The sequence below is a fragment of the Tsukamurella sp. II2bb genome, from assembly GCF_057815145.1.
Window position 1 is genome coordinate 603,026 of sequence record NZ_JBYPZI010000001.1, and the last position, 14,984, is coordinate 618,009.

Genomic DNA, 14,984 nt, shown 5'->3' on the forward strand with positions numbered 1-14,984 from the left:
AATACAACGGTTCGAGACTCCTGCCAAGAACGAGTTTCAGGAGTGGGTCAGCGCCCGTCGCGCCAGGTGATGAGCAGGATCGCCGAAGAGTTGCGACGACGAGTGCGCCCGCTTGAAGTACAGGTGCGCGTCGTGCTCCCAGGTGATGCCGATGCCGCCGTGCAGTTGGATCATCTCGGCGGCGACGCTGCCGAACGCCTCGGAGCAATAGCTCTTCGCCGTCGCGACCGCCAGTGCCGCGTCCGCATCGTTCCGGTCGAACGCCTCGCCCGCCGCGAGGGCCGCGGAGCGAGCCGACTCCACGAGCACGAGCATGTCCGCCATGCGGTGCTTGAGCGCCTGGAACGAGCCGATCGGCCGTCCGAACTGCACGCGGGAGCGGGTGTAGTCGACGGTGATCTCCAGCGCCCGCGCCGCCCCGCCGGCCTGCTCCGCGGCGAGCACCGCGCAACTCGCATCGAGCGCCCGCGCCAGCGCGGCACGGGCCCCGTCGCGCAGCCGCCGCGCGGGTGCATCGTCGACGGTGACCTCGGCGAACCGTCGCGTCGGGTCCATCGACGGGGTGTGCCGACGGCTCGCGGCGGCACCGTCGACGAGGTACAACTCGTCGCCGGCGACGACGAGGAGGTCGTCGGCGAGATCTCCGTCGAGCACGAAACGTGCGGTGCCGGAGAGTCGTCCGCCGGTGACGGTGATCGGCCGCTCGGTGAAGTCCTCTCCCGCGAAGGCGACGGCGGCGATCCGCTCGCCGCGTGCGAGTCCGGTCAGCAGATCGCCCTCGTCCGTCTCCGCGAGGAGGACGGTCGCGAGGACCGCGGAGCCCAGGAAGGGCGATGGGATCAGGTGCCGCCCCAGCTCCTCGGCGACCACCTGCAACGCACGCACCCCGGCGCCGACGCCGTCGTACGCCTCGGGCACCCCCAGGGCGGCGACCCCGACCTGCTCGCACAGCACCGACCACAGGCCGCGGTCGAAGCCCTCGGGGCTGTCGATCGCGGTCCGCAGCGCCGCGGGCAACCAACGTCGGTCGATCACGCTCCGGACCGCGTCCGCCAGATCGTCCAGTTCCGAATTCATCGTGCGGCCTTCCGGATCGCGTCCAGAACGGTGGCGCGATGCTCGGCCTGGGTCCCCCACGCCGACTGCAGCGCCCGGACCTTGGTGATCCACAGGCCCAGGTCGTACTCCGCCGTGTAGCCGATCGCACCGTGCACCTGCAGCGCGGTACGGGCGGCGAGGTATGCGGCGTCCGCGGCGGCGACGCGGGCGGCCGCCACGTCCCGGACAGGGTCGAGGTTCACACCCCGGGCGTTGTTCTCCGACAGCGCCACCGCCGCCCCGTGCAGCAGTGGGGCGGCCAGCTCCAGCCGCGTCGCCACATCGGCGAGGAGATGCTTGATCGCCTGGTACTCGCCGATGGTCCTGCCGTACTGCGAGCGGGCCTTCGCGTACTCGACGGTGTCGTCCAGCAGCCGCCTCCCGGCGCCGAGCAACTGCGCCGCCACACCGAACGCCCCCCACACCTGCCCCGATTGAACACCGTTATGGAGATCCCGACCTGCGGTTTCTCTCTCCGTAACGGTGTTCAATTCCAGGGGGAACAGGCGGCGCGTGCGGTCGATCGAGGCGAGTGGGCCGGTCGACGGTGCGTCCACCTCGCCGACGGTGCCGTCGGGCGCGACGACGAAGCGCAGGTCCGCGACGTCCGCGTCGAGCAGGAACGGGGTGCGTGGAGGCAGGGCGACGGTGCCGATCGCCCCGCCCGCGAGGGCCTCCAGCGGTCGGGGATCCGTGAGCAGCGCAGGGAGGACGGCGATCGACTCCACCGCCGGGCCGGGCACGCCGTGATAGCCCAGTGCCTGCAGCGCCACCGCGAGATCCATGGCGTCGCCGCCGGCGCCCTCGTGCTCCTCGGCGACGGTGAGCCCACTGACGCCGAGGTCGGCGAGCGCGGCCCAGACCTTCCGGCCGGGGGCGCTGTCCCCGCCGGCCCAGGCGCGCGCCGCTGCCACGACACCGGCCTGCGAGAGCAGATCGTCCAGCGCCTCGGCGAAGGCCCGGTTCTCCTGCGACGGTGCGAATCTCATCGGGCTCCCCGGGGTAGGCCGAGGAGACGCTCGGCGATGGTATTGCGCTGGATCTGATCGGTGCCGCCGTAGATGGGTCCCGCCAGCGAGAACAGGTAGCCTGCCGGCCAGCTTCCGGCGTCGGGGGCGGCGTCGCCCACCAGCTCGGCGCGAGCACCCAGGAGATCCAGGGCGGTCTCGTGCAGCTCCACGTCGAGACGACTCCAGAAGAGCTTGTTCACACTCGATTCCGGGCCGAGCTCGCCGCCGTCCTGGAGGCGGGTGACGGTGCCGAAGGTGTACAGCTGATAGGCGCGCGCGCCGATCCACGCGTCGGCGACGCGCTGTGCCGCCGCGCTCGCCGTATCGGCGTCCTCACGTTCCCACAGATCGACGAGCGCATCCGCGGCCGAGAGGAACCGGCCGGGGCTGCGCAGCGACAGGCCGCGCTCGTTGTTGGCCGTGGTCATCGCGACGCGCCAGCCCTGGCCGGGTTCGCCGATCACGTCGGCGTCCGGTACGAAGACGTCGTCCAGGAAGATCTCGGCGAAGCCGGGCTCACCGTCGAGCTGCGGGATGGGACGCACCGTGACGCCGGGCGCGCGCAGGTCGAACATCAGGTAGGTCAGACCGCGGTGCCGTTCCGATCCGGGCTCGCTGCGGAACAGGCCGAAGGCGCCGTCGGCGAAGGCCGCGCGCGAGCTCCACGTCTTCTGGCCCGAGAGCTTCCAGCCGCCGTCGACGCGCGTTGCGGTCGAGCGGAGCGAGGCGATGTCGCTGCCCGCCTCCGGCTCCGACCACGCCTGTGCCCACACCCGTTCCGAGCGGGCCATCGCGGGCAGAATCCGCGTGCGCTGCTCGTCGGTGCCGTGACTGAACAGCGTGGGCGCCAACATGAACAGGCCGTTCTGGTTCACCCGCAGCGGCGCGCCCGCGGCGTAGTACTCCTCCTCGAAGACGACCCACTGGAGCAGCGTCGCGTCCCGGCCGCCGTACTCGGCGGGCCAGGAGACGGCGGCGAGGCCGGCGTCGGCGAGCTTCGCCTCCCACGCGCGGTGCGCGGCGAAGCCCTCGGCGGTGTCGAAGGAGGGCAGCGGCTCGGCCGGCACGTTCGCGGCGAGCCAGGCGCGCACCTCATCGCGGAAGGCGACGGTGGCGTCGTCGAATTCCAGGTCCACTACTCGGCCTTCCCCGCCGCGGCGTCACCGGCCGCGCTGCGTGCGCCGGAGGCCATCGACTTGGCGCTCTGACCACCCAGTGAATCGCCGCCCGAGACCTCCGCGTTGTGCGCGTGCGCGAAGTGGTGCAAGCCGAAGACCGAGTCCATGCCGGCCCGCATGCCCATGAGGTCCTCGCACTGGTTGACGGCCTTCTTGGTCAGGGCCAGGCCGAAACTCGGCATGTCCGCGATCCGCTCGGCCAGGGCCAGGGTCTCCTCCTCGAGCTCCGCACGGGGTACGACGCGATTGACCATGCCCCACTCCTTGGCCTGCTTCGCCGAGAACCGGTCACCGGTGAACAGGAACTCCTTCGCAGCACGCGGGCCCATCACCCACGGGTGTGCGAAGTACTCCACACCGGGGATGCCCATGCGCACCACCGGATCCGAGAAGAAGGCGTCGTCCGAGGCCACGATGAGGTCGCAGCTCCACGCGAGCATCAGTGCGCCGGCGATGCAGGCGCCCTGCACCGAGGCGATCACCGGCTTCGGGATCTCCCGCCACCGCCGGCACATCCCGAGGTACACCTCGGACTCGCGCGCGAAGCGCTGGTCGCCGCCCTCGCGGCCCACATGGTCCCACCACAGCACGGCCCGGTTCTCGAAATGCTGGTCCACGTCGCGGCCCGGTGTGCCGATGTCATGGCCGGCGGAGAAGTGCTTCCCGTTGCCCGCCAGCACGATCACCTTGACCGCCGGGTCTTCGACCGCACGCACGAAGGCGGCGTCCAGGGCGTAGGTCATCGCCGAGTTCTGCGCGTTGCGGTACTCGGGCCGGTTCATCGTGACCACGGCCACGGGGCCGCGGACCTCGTAGGTCACCACCTCCGTGCCGGGGGTCGAATCGGGGTCGGGCGTGTTGTCGGTCATCGCTTCTCTCCTGCTGCAGGCTCGGGCTCACCGCGCAGGACGCGCTTGAGCACCTTTCCGGTCGCGTTGCGCGGTAGCTCGCTCACGAACTCCACGCTGCGGGGGACTTTGAAGTTGGCCAGGAACTCCCGGCAGTGGTCGATCACGGCGTCGTCGGTCAGCTCGCGCCCTGCGGTGAGCACGACGAAGGCCTTGCCGACCTCGCCGAGACGGGGCTCGGGCACGCCGACGACGGCGCTCTCCGCGACACCCGGGATCCGCGCGATGACCTGTTCGATCTCCGCCGGGTAGACGTTGAAGCCGCCGTTGGTGAACATGTCCTTGATGCGGTCGGTGATCCGCAGGTTCCCCGCGTCGTCCATCGATCCGGCGTCGCCGGTGTGGAACCACCCGTCGGCGTCGAAGGCCTTCGCCGTCGCCTCGGGATCCTCGAAGTATTCGCTGATCACGTTCGGCCCGCGCACCAGGATCTCGCCGTCGTCCGCGATCCGTACCTCCATATCGCGCACGGCGCGTCCGGAGGTCGTGGCGATCACCTCGGGGTCGTCGTCGGCGCGGCACATGGTCACGACCGGGGCCTCGGAGAGGCCGTACGCCGTCAGCACGCGTTCGTACAGTTCGGCGCGCATGCGATCGATCAGGACGACGGGGATGGTGGCGGCGCCCGTGGTCGCGGCGCGCAGGCTCGAGAGGTCGTACCGCTCGCGGTCGGGGTGGTCGAGCATCATCTGGTGCACCGTCGGCACGCCGGGCAAGACCGAGATCCGTTCCCGCTGGATGAGTTCGAAGGCCGCCGTGACGTCGAAGGTCTGGGCGGGGTAGATGGTGGCTCCGCTCTGCAGGGCGGCCAGGACGCCGGCCTTGTAGCCGAAGATGTGGAAGAAGGGGCTCAGGATCAGGTAGCGGTCGGCGTCAGTGACGCCCACCAGCTCGGCCCAGTTCGCGGCGTTCGCGAGAGTCTGCGCATGGGTGCTCATCGCCCCTTTGCTCCGGCCCGACGTGCCCGAGGTGAAGAAGATGTCCGACGGATCGTCGGGCGTCACCGCGGCGACGGCCTCGTCGAGCTCGCCGTCCCGGACCCTCGCGCCGCGGGCGGGCACCTCGTCCCACTCGGGGAGCTGGAGGATGCAGGCGATATCGGCCGGGAGCCCGCCGTGGGTCGAGGTGACCAGCTCGAGGCGGTCGACACCGAGGAACGGTCCGGCGACCACGAAGGCCCGCGCGCGGGTGCGTACCAGCAGGTCGACGATCTCCGGGCCGGTGTACCGAGTATTGACGGGGACGAGGACGGCGCCGATGTAGGCGGCGCCGAGGGCCGCCTCGATCCACTCGTGGCTGTTCGGCGCGCAGATCGCCACTCGGTCGCCCCGCCGGATCCCCTCGGCGAGCAGTGCCCGGGCTACGCCCCGGACCCGCTCATGCAGATTCCGGTAGCTGATCCGCAGGTCCCCGTCGACGACGCAGGGGTGCTCGCCGAACCGCTCCGCGGCCTCGCGCAGAGCCGCTGCGATGGTGCGTGACATGCGCAAACCCTTCTGCCTAGCAAGTGCTTGGTAGAACACGTTACAGTGCGGGGCGAGTCTGTGTAACCTGATTCCACCAAGCACTTGCTTGGTAGATGGCGAAGGGAGTGCCGTGGCCACGGCGAGCGGCGAGACGGACGCGGAATTCCGGGCGCGGGTGCGCGATTGGCTCGCGACCAACCTGTCCGGCGAGTTCGCCGCGCTCCGCGGTGCGGGCGGGCCCGGGCGAGAGCACGAGTTCTTCGACGAGCGCATCGCCTGGGAGCGGCACCTGGCCGCAGCGGGCCTGAACTGCATCGGCTGGCCGGCAGAGAACGGCGGCGGTGGAGCGAGTATCGCGCAGCAGGTGATCTTCCACGAGGAGTACGCCCGCGCCGGCGCACCTGCCAAGGTCTCCCACCTCGGCCAGGAACTGCTGGGCCCCACGCTGATCGCCTTCGGCACCGACGAGCAGAAGGCCCGCTTCCTGCCCGCGATCCGCGACGTCCGCGAGCTGTGGTGCCAGGGCTACTCCGAGCCCGGCGCCGGCTCCGACCTCGCGAACGTCAGCACCACCGCGCGCCTCGAGGGCGACGAGTGGGTCGTGTCCGGGCAGAAGGTCTGGACCTCGCTCGCGCACGCGGCCGACTGGTGCTTCGTCGTCGCCCGCACCGAGCCCGGTTCCGCCCGGCACAAGGGGCTGTCGTACCTGCTCGTCCCCATGGACCAGCCGGGCGTCGAGGTCCGGCCGATCGTGCAGCTCACCGGCACTTCGGAGTTCAACGAGGTCTTCTTCGACGGTGCCCGCACCGCCGCCGCCAACGTCGTCGGAACCCCCGGCGAGGGCTGGCGCGTCGCGATGGGGACGCTCGCCTTCGAACGAGGGGTCGCCACCCTCGGCCAGCAGATCGGCTTCCGCCGCGAGCTGCAGGCGCTCACCGACCTCGCCCTCGACTCCGGCGCCACCGACCGCCCCGACGTGGCCGACGCCCTGCGCCGGGCCTGGACCGAACTCGACGTCATGCGGGCACACGCGCTCCGCACCCTCGGCTCTGAGCAAGCCGGCACCGCCGAGATCGCCAAGCTGTTGTGGGCCAATTGGCACCGCAGGCTCGGCGAGATAGCGATGACGGTGCGCGGCGCCGCCGGGCTGCTCGCCGACCCCGAACTGGACGACTGGCAGCGTCTTCACCTCTTCACCCGAGCCGACACGATCTACGGCGGCTCCAACGAGATCCAGCGCAACATCCTCGCCGAGCGCGTGCTCGGCCTGCCCAGAGAGGCCCGCCCATGACCGCCCTTCCCGCACCGCCGTACCCCCAGGGCCGCAACCTCGTCGAGGGGAAGGTCGTCGTCGTCACCGCGGCCGCCGGCACCGGTATCGGCTCCGCGACCGCCCGCCGTTGCCTCGAAGAGGGCGCCGGCGTGGTGATCTCCGACTGGCACGAGCGCCGTCTGGGGGAGAAGCGCGACGAGCTCGCCGCCGAGTTCGGCGACCGGGTGCACGCGATCGCCTGCGACGTCACCGTCGAGGAACAGGTCCAGGCCCTGCTCGACGGTGCTGCCGAGCGCTACGGCCGGATCGACGTGCTGGTCAACAACGCCGGCCTCGGCGGCAGCGTCGCCGTCCAGGACATGACCGACGAACAGTGGTCCCGCGTGCTGGACGTGACTCTCACCGGGACCTTCCGCGCCACCCGCGCCGCGATCAACCGGTTCATCGCGCAGGGCGGGGGCGGCGTCATCGTCAACAACGCGTCCGTGATCGGCTGGCGCGCGCAGGCCGAACAGGCACACTACGCCGCAGCCAAGGCGGGTGTCATGGCGCTCACCCGTTGCTCCGCCGTCGACGCCGCGCCGCACGGCGTGCGGATCAACGCCGTCTCGCCGAGCATCGCCATGCACGCCTTCCTCGCGAAGGTCACCTCGGACGAACTGCTGGACGAGCTCTCCCGCCGCGAGGTCTTCGGTCGCGCCGCCGAGCCGTGGGAGGTCGCGAACGTGATCGTCTTCCTGGCCTCCGACTACAGTTCTTATATGACCGGCGAGGTGGTCTCGGTGAGCAGTCAGCATGCGTAGTCCCCACCCTCCCCACATGACTTTGGAGGTGGTCTCGGTGAGCAGTCAGCATGCCTAAGCCGGACCCGTCCGCGCGGCGCGCGGAGGTCCTGGCCCTGAGCGCGAAGCTGTTCGCCGAGAACGGTTACCGCGCGACGACGGTGCGCGACATCGCCGATGCAGCGGGCATCCTCTCGGGCAGTCTGTACCACCATTTCGACTCCAAGGAGTCGATGCTCGACGAGATCCTGCGGGACTTCCTCGACAGGCTCTTCGGCGAGTACCGCGCCGTCCTCGCCGCCGCGGGCGCGCCGCGGGAACAGCTGCGCGGCTGCGTCATCGCCTCGTTCTCCGCGATCGACACGAGTCCCGACGCCGTCGCCATCTACCAGGCGGAGGCCCGCGGGCTCGCGACGCTGGAGCGCTTCGCCTACATCGCAGATTTCCTGCAGGAGTTCCGCGCCATGTGGCGCGGCATCCTCACCCGCGGCATCGAATCCGGTGACTTCCGAGCGGATCTCGACGTCGACGTCACCTACCGTTTCCTCCGCGACACCGTCTGGGTCGCGGTCCGCTGGTACCGGCCCGGCGGGCACCTGCCCGTGGGCACGGTCGCAGACCAGTACCTCACGATCCTCGAGCACGGGATCGCCAGCCCCGAGAAGGAGCAGACATGACAGACCTCGCCCCCGGCGCATACATCCTCGATGCGGTGCGCACCCCCTCCGGCAAGCGCGGTGGCTCGCTGGCGGCGGTGCACTCCGCCGACCTCGGCGCGCACGTCCTGCGCGCGTCCGTCCTGCGCTCCGGTGTGGATCCCGAGTTCGTCGACGACGTGATCATGGGCTGCTGTGACACCATCGGCCCGCAGTCGGGCAACATCGCCCGCACCTCGTGGCTCGCCGCCGGACTGCCGGAACACGTTCCGGGCGTCACCGTCGACCGGCAGTGCGGTTCCAGCCAGCAGGCGGTCCACTTCGCGGCGCAGGCCGTCCTGTCCGGGACCGCCGACGCGGTGGTCGCCGCCGGCGTGCAGAACATGAGCGCGATCCCGATCAGTGCGGCGATGCTCGCAGGACGCGAATACGGCTTCGACGATCCGTTCTCCGGTTCGGTCGGCTGGCGCGAGCGGTACGGCGACGTCGAGGTGTCCCAGTTCACCAGCGCCGACATGATCGCCACGAAGTGGGGCATCTCCCGGTCGCGGATGGAGGAGTTCGCGCTGGCCAGCCACGAGCGGGCGTCGGCCGCGATCGACGCAGGCAGGTTCGAGGCGGAGATCGCCCCGGTCGGCGGCCTCGCGGTCGATGAGACACCCCGTCGGGGAACGACACTGGAGAAGATGGCCGGCCTCGCCCCGCTCGCGGAGGGCTCCGCGATCACTGCGGCGGTGGCGAGCCAGATCGCCGATGGAGCGGCGGCGGTCATGGTGGCGTCCGCCGATTTCGTGGCCCGCCACGGCCTGCGGCCCCGAGCGCGGATCCATCACCTCTCCGTCCGCGCGGCGGACCCGGTGTGGATGCTGACCGGACCCATCCCCGCGACGCAGCACGCGCTGCGGAAGACGGGCTTGACGGTGGACGACATCGATCTCTTCGAATGCAACGAGGCCTTCGCCTCCGTGCCGCTGGCGTGGATGGACGAGCTGGGCATCCCGCACGAGAAGGTCAACGTCAACGGTGGCGGCATCGCGCTGGGGCACCCGCTGGGCGCCACCGGGGCGAAGCTGATGACCACCCTGCTGCACGAACTGGAGCGGCGCGGCGGCCGCTACGGCCTGCAGACCATGTGCGAGGGCGGCGGCACGGCCAACGTGACCGTCATCGAGCGCCTGTGACTCGCCGCCCCTTGTGACTCAACAGCGATAGGCCCCTCGTCGAGCTGGGCCACCGCTGTCGAGTCACGGGTGACGGGTCAGGCCCGCAATCCGGCCAGCTCGTCGAGCCGCGCCTCCGCGTCGGCCACGATGCCTTCGATGAGCTCCGCCACCGTCGGCAGGTCGTCGATGATCCCGGCGACCTGTCCCGATGCGAGGACACCGGCATCGGTGTTGCCCTCGACGAGCCCGGCGCGCAACAGCATCGGCGTGTTCGCCGACATCATGAGCTGGCTCCAGGTGCGATCGCCGCCCTTCTTCAGGGCGAGCCCCTCGGCGATCAGCCCCTTCCACGAGACGCCCGTCAGCGCCTGGAAACGCACGGTGTTGCGCGCCGCGTGCGCCAGGGTGGCCACGCCGTGTGAGCGCTCGAGAGCATCCACCAGCGCAGTACGCAGGACACGGTGGGGCATCCCGTCGACCTTGGTGGTGACCACGGTGTCGCCGAGCCCGCGCTGGAGGTACTCGGCCTTGACGGATTCGGGGACCCGGCTGTCGCGGGTGAGCAGGAAGCGGGTGCCCATGGCGACACCGGAGGCGCCGTACGCGAGTGCCGCGGCCAGGCCCCGGCCGTCGAAGAAGCCGCCGGCGGCGAGCACGGGGATGTCGACCGCGTCGAGGACCGACGGCAGCAACAGGGTGGTGGCGACACCACCCGTGTGGCCGCCGCCCTCGCCGCCCTGCACGATCACCGCGTCGGCGCCCCACGCCGCGACCTTCTCCGCGTGCCGGGCCGCGCCCACGGATGGGATCACGACGAGCCCTGCATCCTTGAGCTCCGCGATCATCTCCCGCCGGGGGGCGAGCGCGAACGAGGCCACCTTCACGCCCTCGCGGACGAGGAGATCCACTCGTCGTTGTGCGTCCTCCGCATCGGCACGGAGGTTCACGCCGAAGGGCTTGTCGGTGCGCTCCTTCGTCTTCCGGATGGCCTTCTCGAGCTCGGGATAGGTCATCGTGGCGGAGGCGAGGATGCCGAGGCCGCCCGCATTCGCGGTGGCGGAGGTCAGGTGGGCGCCCGACACCCAGCCCATGCCCGTCTGCACCACGGGATGCTCGACCCCGACCAGATCGGTGAACCGTGTCCGCAGGGTCACGCCGGAACCTCCTTGCTCCGGAGGTTCTTCGGGTCCACCACGGTGCGGATCAACTCGAGTTCCTGGGCGGTGGGCACCCTGGTCGTGGGCACATCGGCACCCACGAGCTCGAAGCCGGTGGCCGCGCGTACCTGCTCTTCGGTGACGCCGGGGTGTACCGACAGCAGGGTCATGGCACCGTCGTCGCCGAAGCCGAGGACGGCGAGATCGGTGACCACGCGGTGGATGTCGTGGAACCGGGACGCGGACGGGCCGGCCGCGCGGGCGCGGTCGTAACCCACGCCACTCACCACGTCGACCGACTCCACGAAGACGCGCGTCGAGTGCTTGGGGATCCAGTACGAGGTCCGGTTGTTGACGGTGTTGCCGGGACCGCCGCGCACGCCGAGCAATTGGCGAGTCGGAGCGCGGTGCTCCCCGATCGCGGAGATGTTCTGGTTGCCGTACCGGTCGATCTGGCTGGCGCCCATGATCACGTGGCGCTTGCCGTTCGGTACGACGACGTTGAGCACTTTCTTGAAGGGCTGCCAGCCCTCGATGCCCGCCGACGGGTTCGCCGCGTCGGCGATCAGGTACGCCTCGCCGTCGGAGAGCAGCAGATCGGGAGCGACCGTGAGCCGGGCGAGCCGCCCGCCCAGCGACGGGATCAGGCCCATCGGGCTGGCGGTGATCTCGCCGTCGCCGCGGAACAGGTCGGCGATCGCGGTCACGCAGACCTCGGCACGGGTGACGTCGGTCATTTCTTCTCCTGCTCAGCCGGTTCCGCGGCCCACGCGGCCACCTGCGCCTGGTAGTGCGCCTCGTCCCCGCTCAGGAAGCGCTCCTCGAACGCGGCCCACGCGGCGGGATCCTTGGCGCTCGCGGCGTAGTGCCGCTGGAACTTCTCGTCGCGCCCGTAGTCCGGGACGGCGGAGGTGAAGTGCGCACCGTGCGGAGTCTCCACCACGCCGGTGACGGCACTGCGATTGATGATGAGGGACTGGACCGGTCCGCCCCCGACCAGGTCCTCGGTCGGCACGATGCGCTCGCACGAGACGTAGCACCGGTCGGCGGCGAGGGCGAAATCGTCGTCGAAATACGGGTCGGGGCCCAGGTACTGCGCGTTGCCACGGGCGTCCGCGCGGTTCATGTGCACCAGCGCCGCATCGAGCCGCAGAGCGGGCACGGCGACGAGTTCCTCGCCGTCCGAGTAGGGCGAGACGACGGTGCGCAGATCGGAATCGAGGTCCATGACCGATGAGCCGAGGCCCGCGCGGATCGGCAGGAAGGGCAGGCGCTGCACCGCGGCCTTGAGGCCGGCGGCGAACATGCCCTCGTCCCATTCCCTGACCTCGATCGCGCCGGACTGCCTGGCGCGCGCGAAGTTCGGGTCGATCGGCACGGTGTCGAGCGTGACGAAGCCGAAGATCAGCTTCCGGATCTTTCCGGCGGCGGCCAGCAGCCCCACGTCGGGTCCGCCGTAGGAGACGACGGTGAGATCTTCGAGGTCCGAGCGGAGGATGGCGCGCACCAGTGCCATCGGCTTGCGACGCGAGCCCCAGCCGCCGATGCCCAGCGTCATGCCGTCCTCGAGCCCGGCGACCACCTGCTCGGCGGTCATGGTCTTGTCGGTCATACGTTCTCCTGCTGTGCGTCGTTCGCCTCGCTGACGGTGCGGCCGGACTCGACGAACTCCCGACGGTGCTCGTCCGAATAGCCGGCGAGGTTGAGCTCGAAGGTGAAGCCCTGCTCGAACCGGTAGCTGGTGTGGACGTTCACCGGATCGATCCCGTTGATCGCCTCCTTCGCCCTGCGGATCACGCGGGTGTCCTTGGCGGCGATGGCGCGCGCCACCTCGAGTGCTGCCTCGTCGAGCTCGGCGCGCGGCACCACGCGGTACACGGAACCGAAGTGGTGCAGTTGCTGCGCCGTCACGGTCCCGGCGGTGAAGTAGAGAGTCCGCATGAGGTGCTGGGGAACCAGCCGTGCCAGATGTGTTGCGGCGCCGAGCGCCCCGCGGTCGACCTCCGGAAGGCCGAAGGTCGCGTCCTCGGAGGCAACGACCACGTCGGCATTGCCGACGAGGCCGATGCCTCCGCCCAGGCAGAAGCCGTTCACCGCGACGATCACAGGGACCGCGCAGTCGTACACGGCGGAGAAGGCCGCCGCGCAGCCGTGGTTCGCGCCGATCAGGGCGCCGTAGCCGTCGCCTGCGGCCTGCGCTGCGTCGATCTCCTTGATGTCGACGCCCGCGTTGAAGCCACGCCCCGACGCGCGCACCACGACGACGTGACATGAGGGGTCGCGGCCGGCCGTCGTGATCGCGTCCGCGAGGTCGAACCAGCCCTGCACCGTGAGGGCGTTGACGGGCGGTGCATCGACGGTGATCGTGTGGATTCCGGGCTCGTCGACGGTGGTAGTGATCGGTGAAGACACACCGACTCCTTCGAGGTAGACAGGTAGAACGTGATCTAAACCTAGCAAGTGCTTGGTACGCTACCACCGAAGCCGGGCCGGCCGGAACGGGAAGTGGGGAATCTTGTGTCGAACGCACCTGCAGGGCGCGGACTGGGACTGGAGGGCGCGGTCGTGCTCGTCACCGGCGGTGTCCGGGGAGTCGGTGCGGGCATCGCCCGGGTCTTCCTCCGGCACGGTGCCACGGTGGTCGTGTGCGCGCGCCGGGAGCCCGAGCGCCGGGTGGAGGCCGACGGTGCCGTCGCCGAGTTCGTCGCAGCGGACGTCCGTGATCCAGGCCAGGTCGAAGGGGTGATCGTCGGTGTCGCCGAGCGACACGGCCGGCTCGACGTCCTGGTCAATAATGCCGGCGGTGCGCCCTTCTCCGACGCGGCGACGGCCTCGCCGCGGTTCCACGAGAAGGTCGTCGGGCTCAATCTGCTCTCCCCCCTCCTGGTCTCCCAGCATGCGAATACCGTCATGCAGGCCGCAGGGCGCGGCGCGATCGTCAACGTCTCGAGTGTGAGCGCGACCCGGCCGTCGCCCGGGACTGCGGCCTACGGCGCCGCGAAGGCCGGGCTCGACTCGCTCACCGCGAGCCTCGCAGTCGAGTGGGCTCCGGCCGTGCGGGTCAACGCCCTCGACGTGGGTATGGTGCGTACCGAGGCCGCGGGGCAGCACTACGGCGATGACGCCGGTATCGCGGCGATCGGTGCGACGGTGCCGCTCGGCCGGCTGGCCGATCCCGAGGAGATCGGCGCGTGCGCGGCCTTCCTCGCCTCGCCGCTCGCTTCCTATGTCACGGGCGCGACGCTGCTCGTCCACGGTGGCGGCGAGCGCCCCGCCTTCCTGGCCGCGGCGAACGCCCATCGCACCGCCCGGTAGATCCGAATCACGAACGAGGAGAACAACAATGGCAGGAATCGTCGACGGTCGCGTCGTGATCGTCACCGGCGCGGGTCGCGGTATCGGCCGCGCGCACGCGCTGGCCTTCGCCGCAGAGGGGGCCGCCGTTGTCGTCAACGACTACGGGGTCGGGCTCGACGGTGCCGACGCCTCGTCGGGCCCCGCGCAGCAGGTCGTGGACGAGATCCGGGCGGCCGGCGGTCGCGCGATCGCGAACGCGGCCGACGTCGCGGACTGGGACGGCGCACAGGCGCTGGTCCGCAGCGCGATCGACGAGTTCGGCGGCCTGGACGTGCTGGTGAACAACGCCGGCTTCCTCCGGGATCGGATGCTGGTGAACATGTCCGAGGCCGAGTGGGACGCCGTCACTCGGGTGCACCTCAAGGGGCATTTCGCGATGCTGCGGCACGCGGCCGCCTACTGGCGCGACGAATCCAAGGCCGGCCGGCAGCCCGAGGCCCGCGTGATCAACACGAGCTCCGGTGCGGGCCTGCTCGGCAGTATCGGGCAGGGCAACTACGCCGCCGCGAAGGCGGGGATCGCCGAGCTGACGATCCAGGCCGCGGCCGAGATGGGGCGCTACGGCATCACGGTGAACGCCATCGCGCCCGCAGCCCGCACCCGGATGACGGAGGTGACCTTCGCTGACGACATGGCCGCTCCCGAGGGCGGTTTCGACGCGATGGCACCGGAGAACGTCTCGCCGCTCGTGGTGTGGCTCGGCAGCGTCGACTCCGCTGGTGTGACGGGTCGGGTCTTCGAGGTGGAAGGTGGCAAGGTCGCTCTCGCGCAGGGGTGGCGGCACGGCCCGCAGCGGGACAAGGGCGCCCGGTGGGCGCCTGCGGAGTTGGGGCCTGTAATGCGCGGACTCGTCGATGAGGCCGTCGTTCCGGAGCCGGTGTACGGCGCCTGATCGGCGGAGACGACGATGCCGGCCGCGCGGGGAGGGGATCGCCG

Annotated in this window: 15 protein-coding genes; 6 read left to right on the forward strand and 9 right to left on the reverse strand. The window is 70.6% G+C overall.

Annotated elements, in window-relative coordinates; genetic code table 11:
- Positions 1–36: 36 nt before the first annotated feature.
- From AC21LY_RS03305 to AC21LY_RS03325, 5 genes are read right to left on the reverse strand one after another with little or no spacing between them, the layout of a single operon-like run.
- On the reverse strand, positions 37–1,077 hold the full coding sequence (locus AC21LY_RS03305) for an acyl-CoA dehydrogenase family protein (RefSeq protein WP_489044875.1): 1,041 nt from the start codon (positions 1,075–1,077) through the stop codon (positions 37–39).
- Positions 1,074–2,087 carry an acyl-CoA dehydrogenase family protein gene (locus AC21LY_RS03310; protein WP_489044877.1) on the reverse strand — a complete coding sequence of 338 codons (1,014 nt, stop codon included), beginning with the start codon at positions 2,085–2,087 and terminating at the stop codon, positions 1,074–1,076. Before AC21LY_RS03310 ends, AC21LY_RS03305 begins: the two co-directional genes overlap by 4 nt.
- Complete coding sequence (locus AC21LY_RS03315; RefSeq protein WP_489044879.1) at positions 2,084–3,244, reverse strand: acyl-CoA dehydrogenase family protein; 1,161 nt, start codon at positions 3,242–3,244, stop codon at positions 2,084–2,086. Before AC21LY_RS03315 ends, AC21LY_RS03310 begins: the two co-directional genes overlap by 4 nt.
- Positions 3,244–4,155, reverse strand: a complete 912-nt coding sequence (locus AC21LY_RS03320) for an enoyl-CoA hydratase (protein WP_489044881.1) — start codon at positions 4,153–4,155, stop codon at positions 3,244–3,246. The genes AC21LY_RS03315 and AC21LY_RS03320 overlap by 1 nt, the downstream gene beginning before the upstream one ends.
- Positions 4,152–5,678 (reverse strand): FadD3 family acyl-CoA ligase, encoded by a 1,527-nt coding sequence (locus AC21LY_RS03325; protein WP_489044883.1) that lies wholly within the window; start codon positions 5,676–5,678, stop codon positions 4,152–4,154. Before AC21LY_RS03325 ends, AC21LY_RS03320 begins: the two co-directional genes overlap by 4 nt.
- A 112-nt stretch (positions 5,679–5,790) precedes the next feature.
- Between AC21LY_RS03325 and AC21LY_RS03330 the strand changes: the two genes are divergently transcribed.
- Genes AC21LY_RS03330 through AC21LY_RS03345 form a run of 4 tightly spaced genes read left to right on the forward strand, consistent with a single transcriptional unit; the run spans position 5,791 to position 9,552 of the window.
- On the forward strand, positions 5,791–6,951 hold the full coding sequence (locus tag AC21LY_RS03330; RefSeq protein ID WP_489044885.1) for an acyl-CoA dehydrogenase family protein: 1,161 nt from the start codon (positions 5,791–5,793) through the stop codon (positions 6,949–6,951).
- The gene (locus AC21LY_RS03335) at positions 6,948–7,736 is read left to right on the forward strand and encodes an SDR family oxidoreductase (RefSeq protein ID WP_489044887.1); all 789 of its coding nucleotides are present in this window, start codon (positions 6,948–6,950) and stop codon (positions 7,734–7,736) included. Before AC21LY_RS03330 ends, AC21LY_RS03335 begins: the two co-directional genes overlap by 4 nt.
- A gap of 50 nt (positions 7,737–7,786) precedes the next feature.
- Positions 7,787–8,392 carry a TetR/AcrR family transcriptional regulator gene (locus AC21LY_RS03340; RefSeq protein WP_489044889.1) on the forward strand — a complete coding sequence of 202 codons (606 nt, stop codon included), beginning with the start codon at positions 7,787–7,789 and terminating at the stop codon, positions 8,390–8,392.
- Positions 8,389–9,552 carry an acetyl-CoA C-acetyltransferase gene (locus AC21LY_RS03345; RefSeq protein ID WP_489044891.1) on the forward strand — a complete coding sequence of 388 codons (1,164 nt, stop codon included), beginning with the start codon at positions 8,389–8,391 and terminating at the stop codon, positions 9,550–9,552. The genes AC21LY_RS03340 and AC21LY_RS03345 overlap by 4 nt, the downstream gene beginning before the upstream one ends.
- A gap of 77 nt (positions 9,553–9,629) precedes the next feature.
- Here AC21LY_RS03345 and AC21LY_RS03350 read toward each other — a convergent pair whose 3' ends face one another.
- Genes AC21LY_RS03350 through AC21LY_RS03365 form a run of 4 tightly spaced genes read right to left on the reverse strand, consistent with a single transcriptional unit; the run spans position 9,630 to position 13,103 of the window.
- Positions 9,630–10,688 carry an NAD(P)H-dependent flavin oxidoreductase gene (locus AC21LY_RS03350; RefSeq protein ID WP_489044893.1) on the reverse strand — a complete coding sequence of 353 codons (1,059 nt, stop codon included), beginning with the start codon at positions 10,686–10,688 and terminating at the stop codon, positions 9,630–9,632.
- A complete protein-coding gene (locus tag AC21LY_RS03355; RefSeq protein WP_489044895.1) occupies positions 10,685–11,428 on the reverse strand; it encodes a CoA-transferase subunit beta in 744 nt (247 codons plus the stop codon). The genes AC21LY_RS03350 and AC21LY_RS03355 overlap by 4 nt, the downstream gene beginning before the upstream one ends.
- Positions 11,425–12,303 (reverse strand): CoA transferase subunit A, encoded by an 879-nt coding sequence (locus AC21LY_RS03360; RefSeq protein WP_489044896.1) that lies wholly within the window; start codon positions 12,301–12,303, stop codon positions 11,425–11,427. The genes AC21LY_RS03355 and AC21LY_RS03360 overlap by 4 nt, the downstream gene beginning before the upstream one ends.
- Positions 12,300–13,103: an enoyl-CoA hydratase family protein gene (locus AC21LY_RS03365; RefSeq protein WP_489044898.1), complete on the reverse strand. Its 804-nt coding sequence runs from the start codon at positions 13,101–13,103 to the stop codon at positions 12,300–12,302. Before AC21LY_RS03365 ends, AC21LY_RS03360 begins: the two co-directional genes overlap by 4 nt.
- A gap of 105 nt (positions 13,104–13,208) precedes the next feature.
- Between AC21LY_RS03365 and AC21LY_RS03370 the strand changes: the two genes are divergently transcribed.
- Positions 13,209–14,006: an SDR family oxidoreductase gene (locus tag AC21LY_RS03370; RefSeq protein ID WP_489044899.1), complete on the forward strand. Its 798-nt coding sequence runs from the start codon at positions 13,209–13,211 to the stop codon at positions 14,004–14,006.
- Positions 14,007–14,034: 28 nt separating this feature from the next.
- On the forward strand, positions 14,035–14,940 hold the full coding sequence (locus AC21LY_RS03375) for an SDR family oxidoreductase (protein ID WP_489044900.1): 906 nt from the start codon (positions 14,035–14,037) through the stop codon (positions 14,938–14,940).
- Positions 14,941–14,984 lie beyond the last annotated feature (44 nt).

Bases quoted from the DNA above. Each gene is read 5' to 3' on its own strand.
- AC21LY_RS03305 (WP_489044875.1), bottom strand. From the start codon at position 1,077: ATGAATTCGGAACTGGACGATCTGGCGGACGCGGTCCGGAGCGTGATC.
- AC21LY_RS03310 (WP_489044877.1), bottom strand. From the start codon at position 2,087: ATGAGATTCGCACCGTCGCAGGAGAACCGGGCCTTCGCCGAGGCGCTG.
- AC21LY_RS03320 (WP_489044881.1), bottom strand. From the start codon at position 4,155: ATGACCGACAACACGCCCGACCCCGATTCGACCCCCGGCACGGAGGTG.
- AC21LY_RS03325 (WP_489044883.1), bottom strand. From the start codon at position 5,678: ATGTCACGCACCATCGCAGCGGCTCTGCGCGAGGCCGCGGAGCGGTTC.
- AC21LY_RS03335 (WP_489044887.1), top strand. From the start codon at position 6,948: ATGACCGCCCTTCCCGCACCGCCGTACCCCCAGGGCCGCAACCTCGTC.
- AC21LY_RS03340 (WP_489044889.1), top strand. From the start codon at position 7,787: ATGCCTAAGCCGGACCCGTCCGCGCGGCGCGCGGAGGTCCTGGCCCTG.
- AC21LY_RS03345 (WP_489044891.1), top strand. From the start codon at position 8,389: ATGACAGACCTCGCCCCCGGCGCATACATCCTCGATGCGGTGCGCACC.
- AC21LY_RS03355 (WP_489044895.1), bottom strand. From the start codon at position 11,428: ATGACCGACGTCACCCGTGCCGAGGTCTGCGTGACCGCGATCGCCGAC.
- AC21LY_RS03360 (WP_489044896.1), bottom strand. From the start codon at position 12,303: ATGACCGACAAGACCATGACCGCCGAGCAGGTGGTCGCCGGGCTCGAG.
- AC21LY_RS03375 (WP_489044900.1), top strand. From the start codon at position 14,035: ATGGCAGGAATCGTCGACGGTCGCGTCGTGATCGTCACCGGCGCGGGT.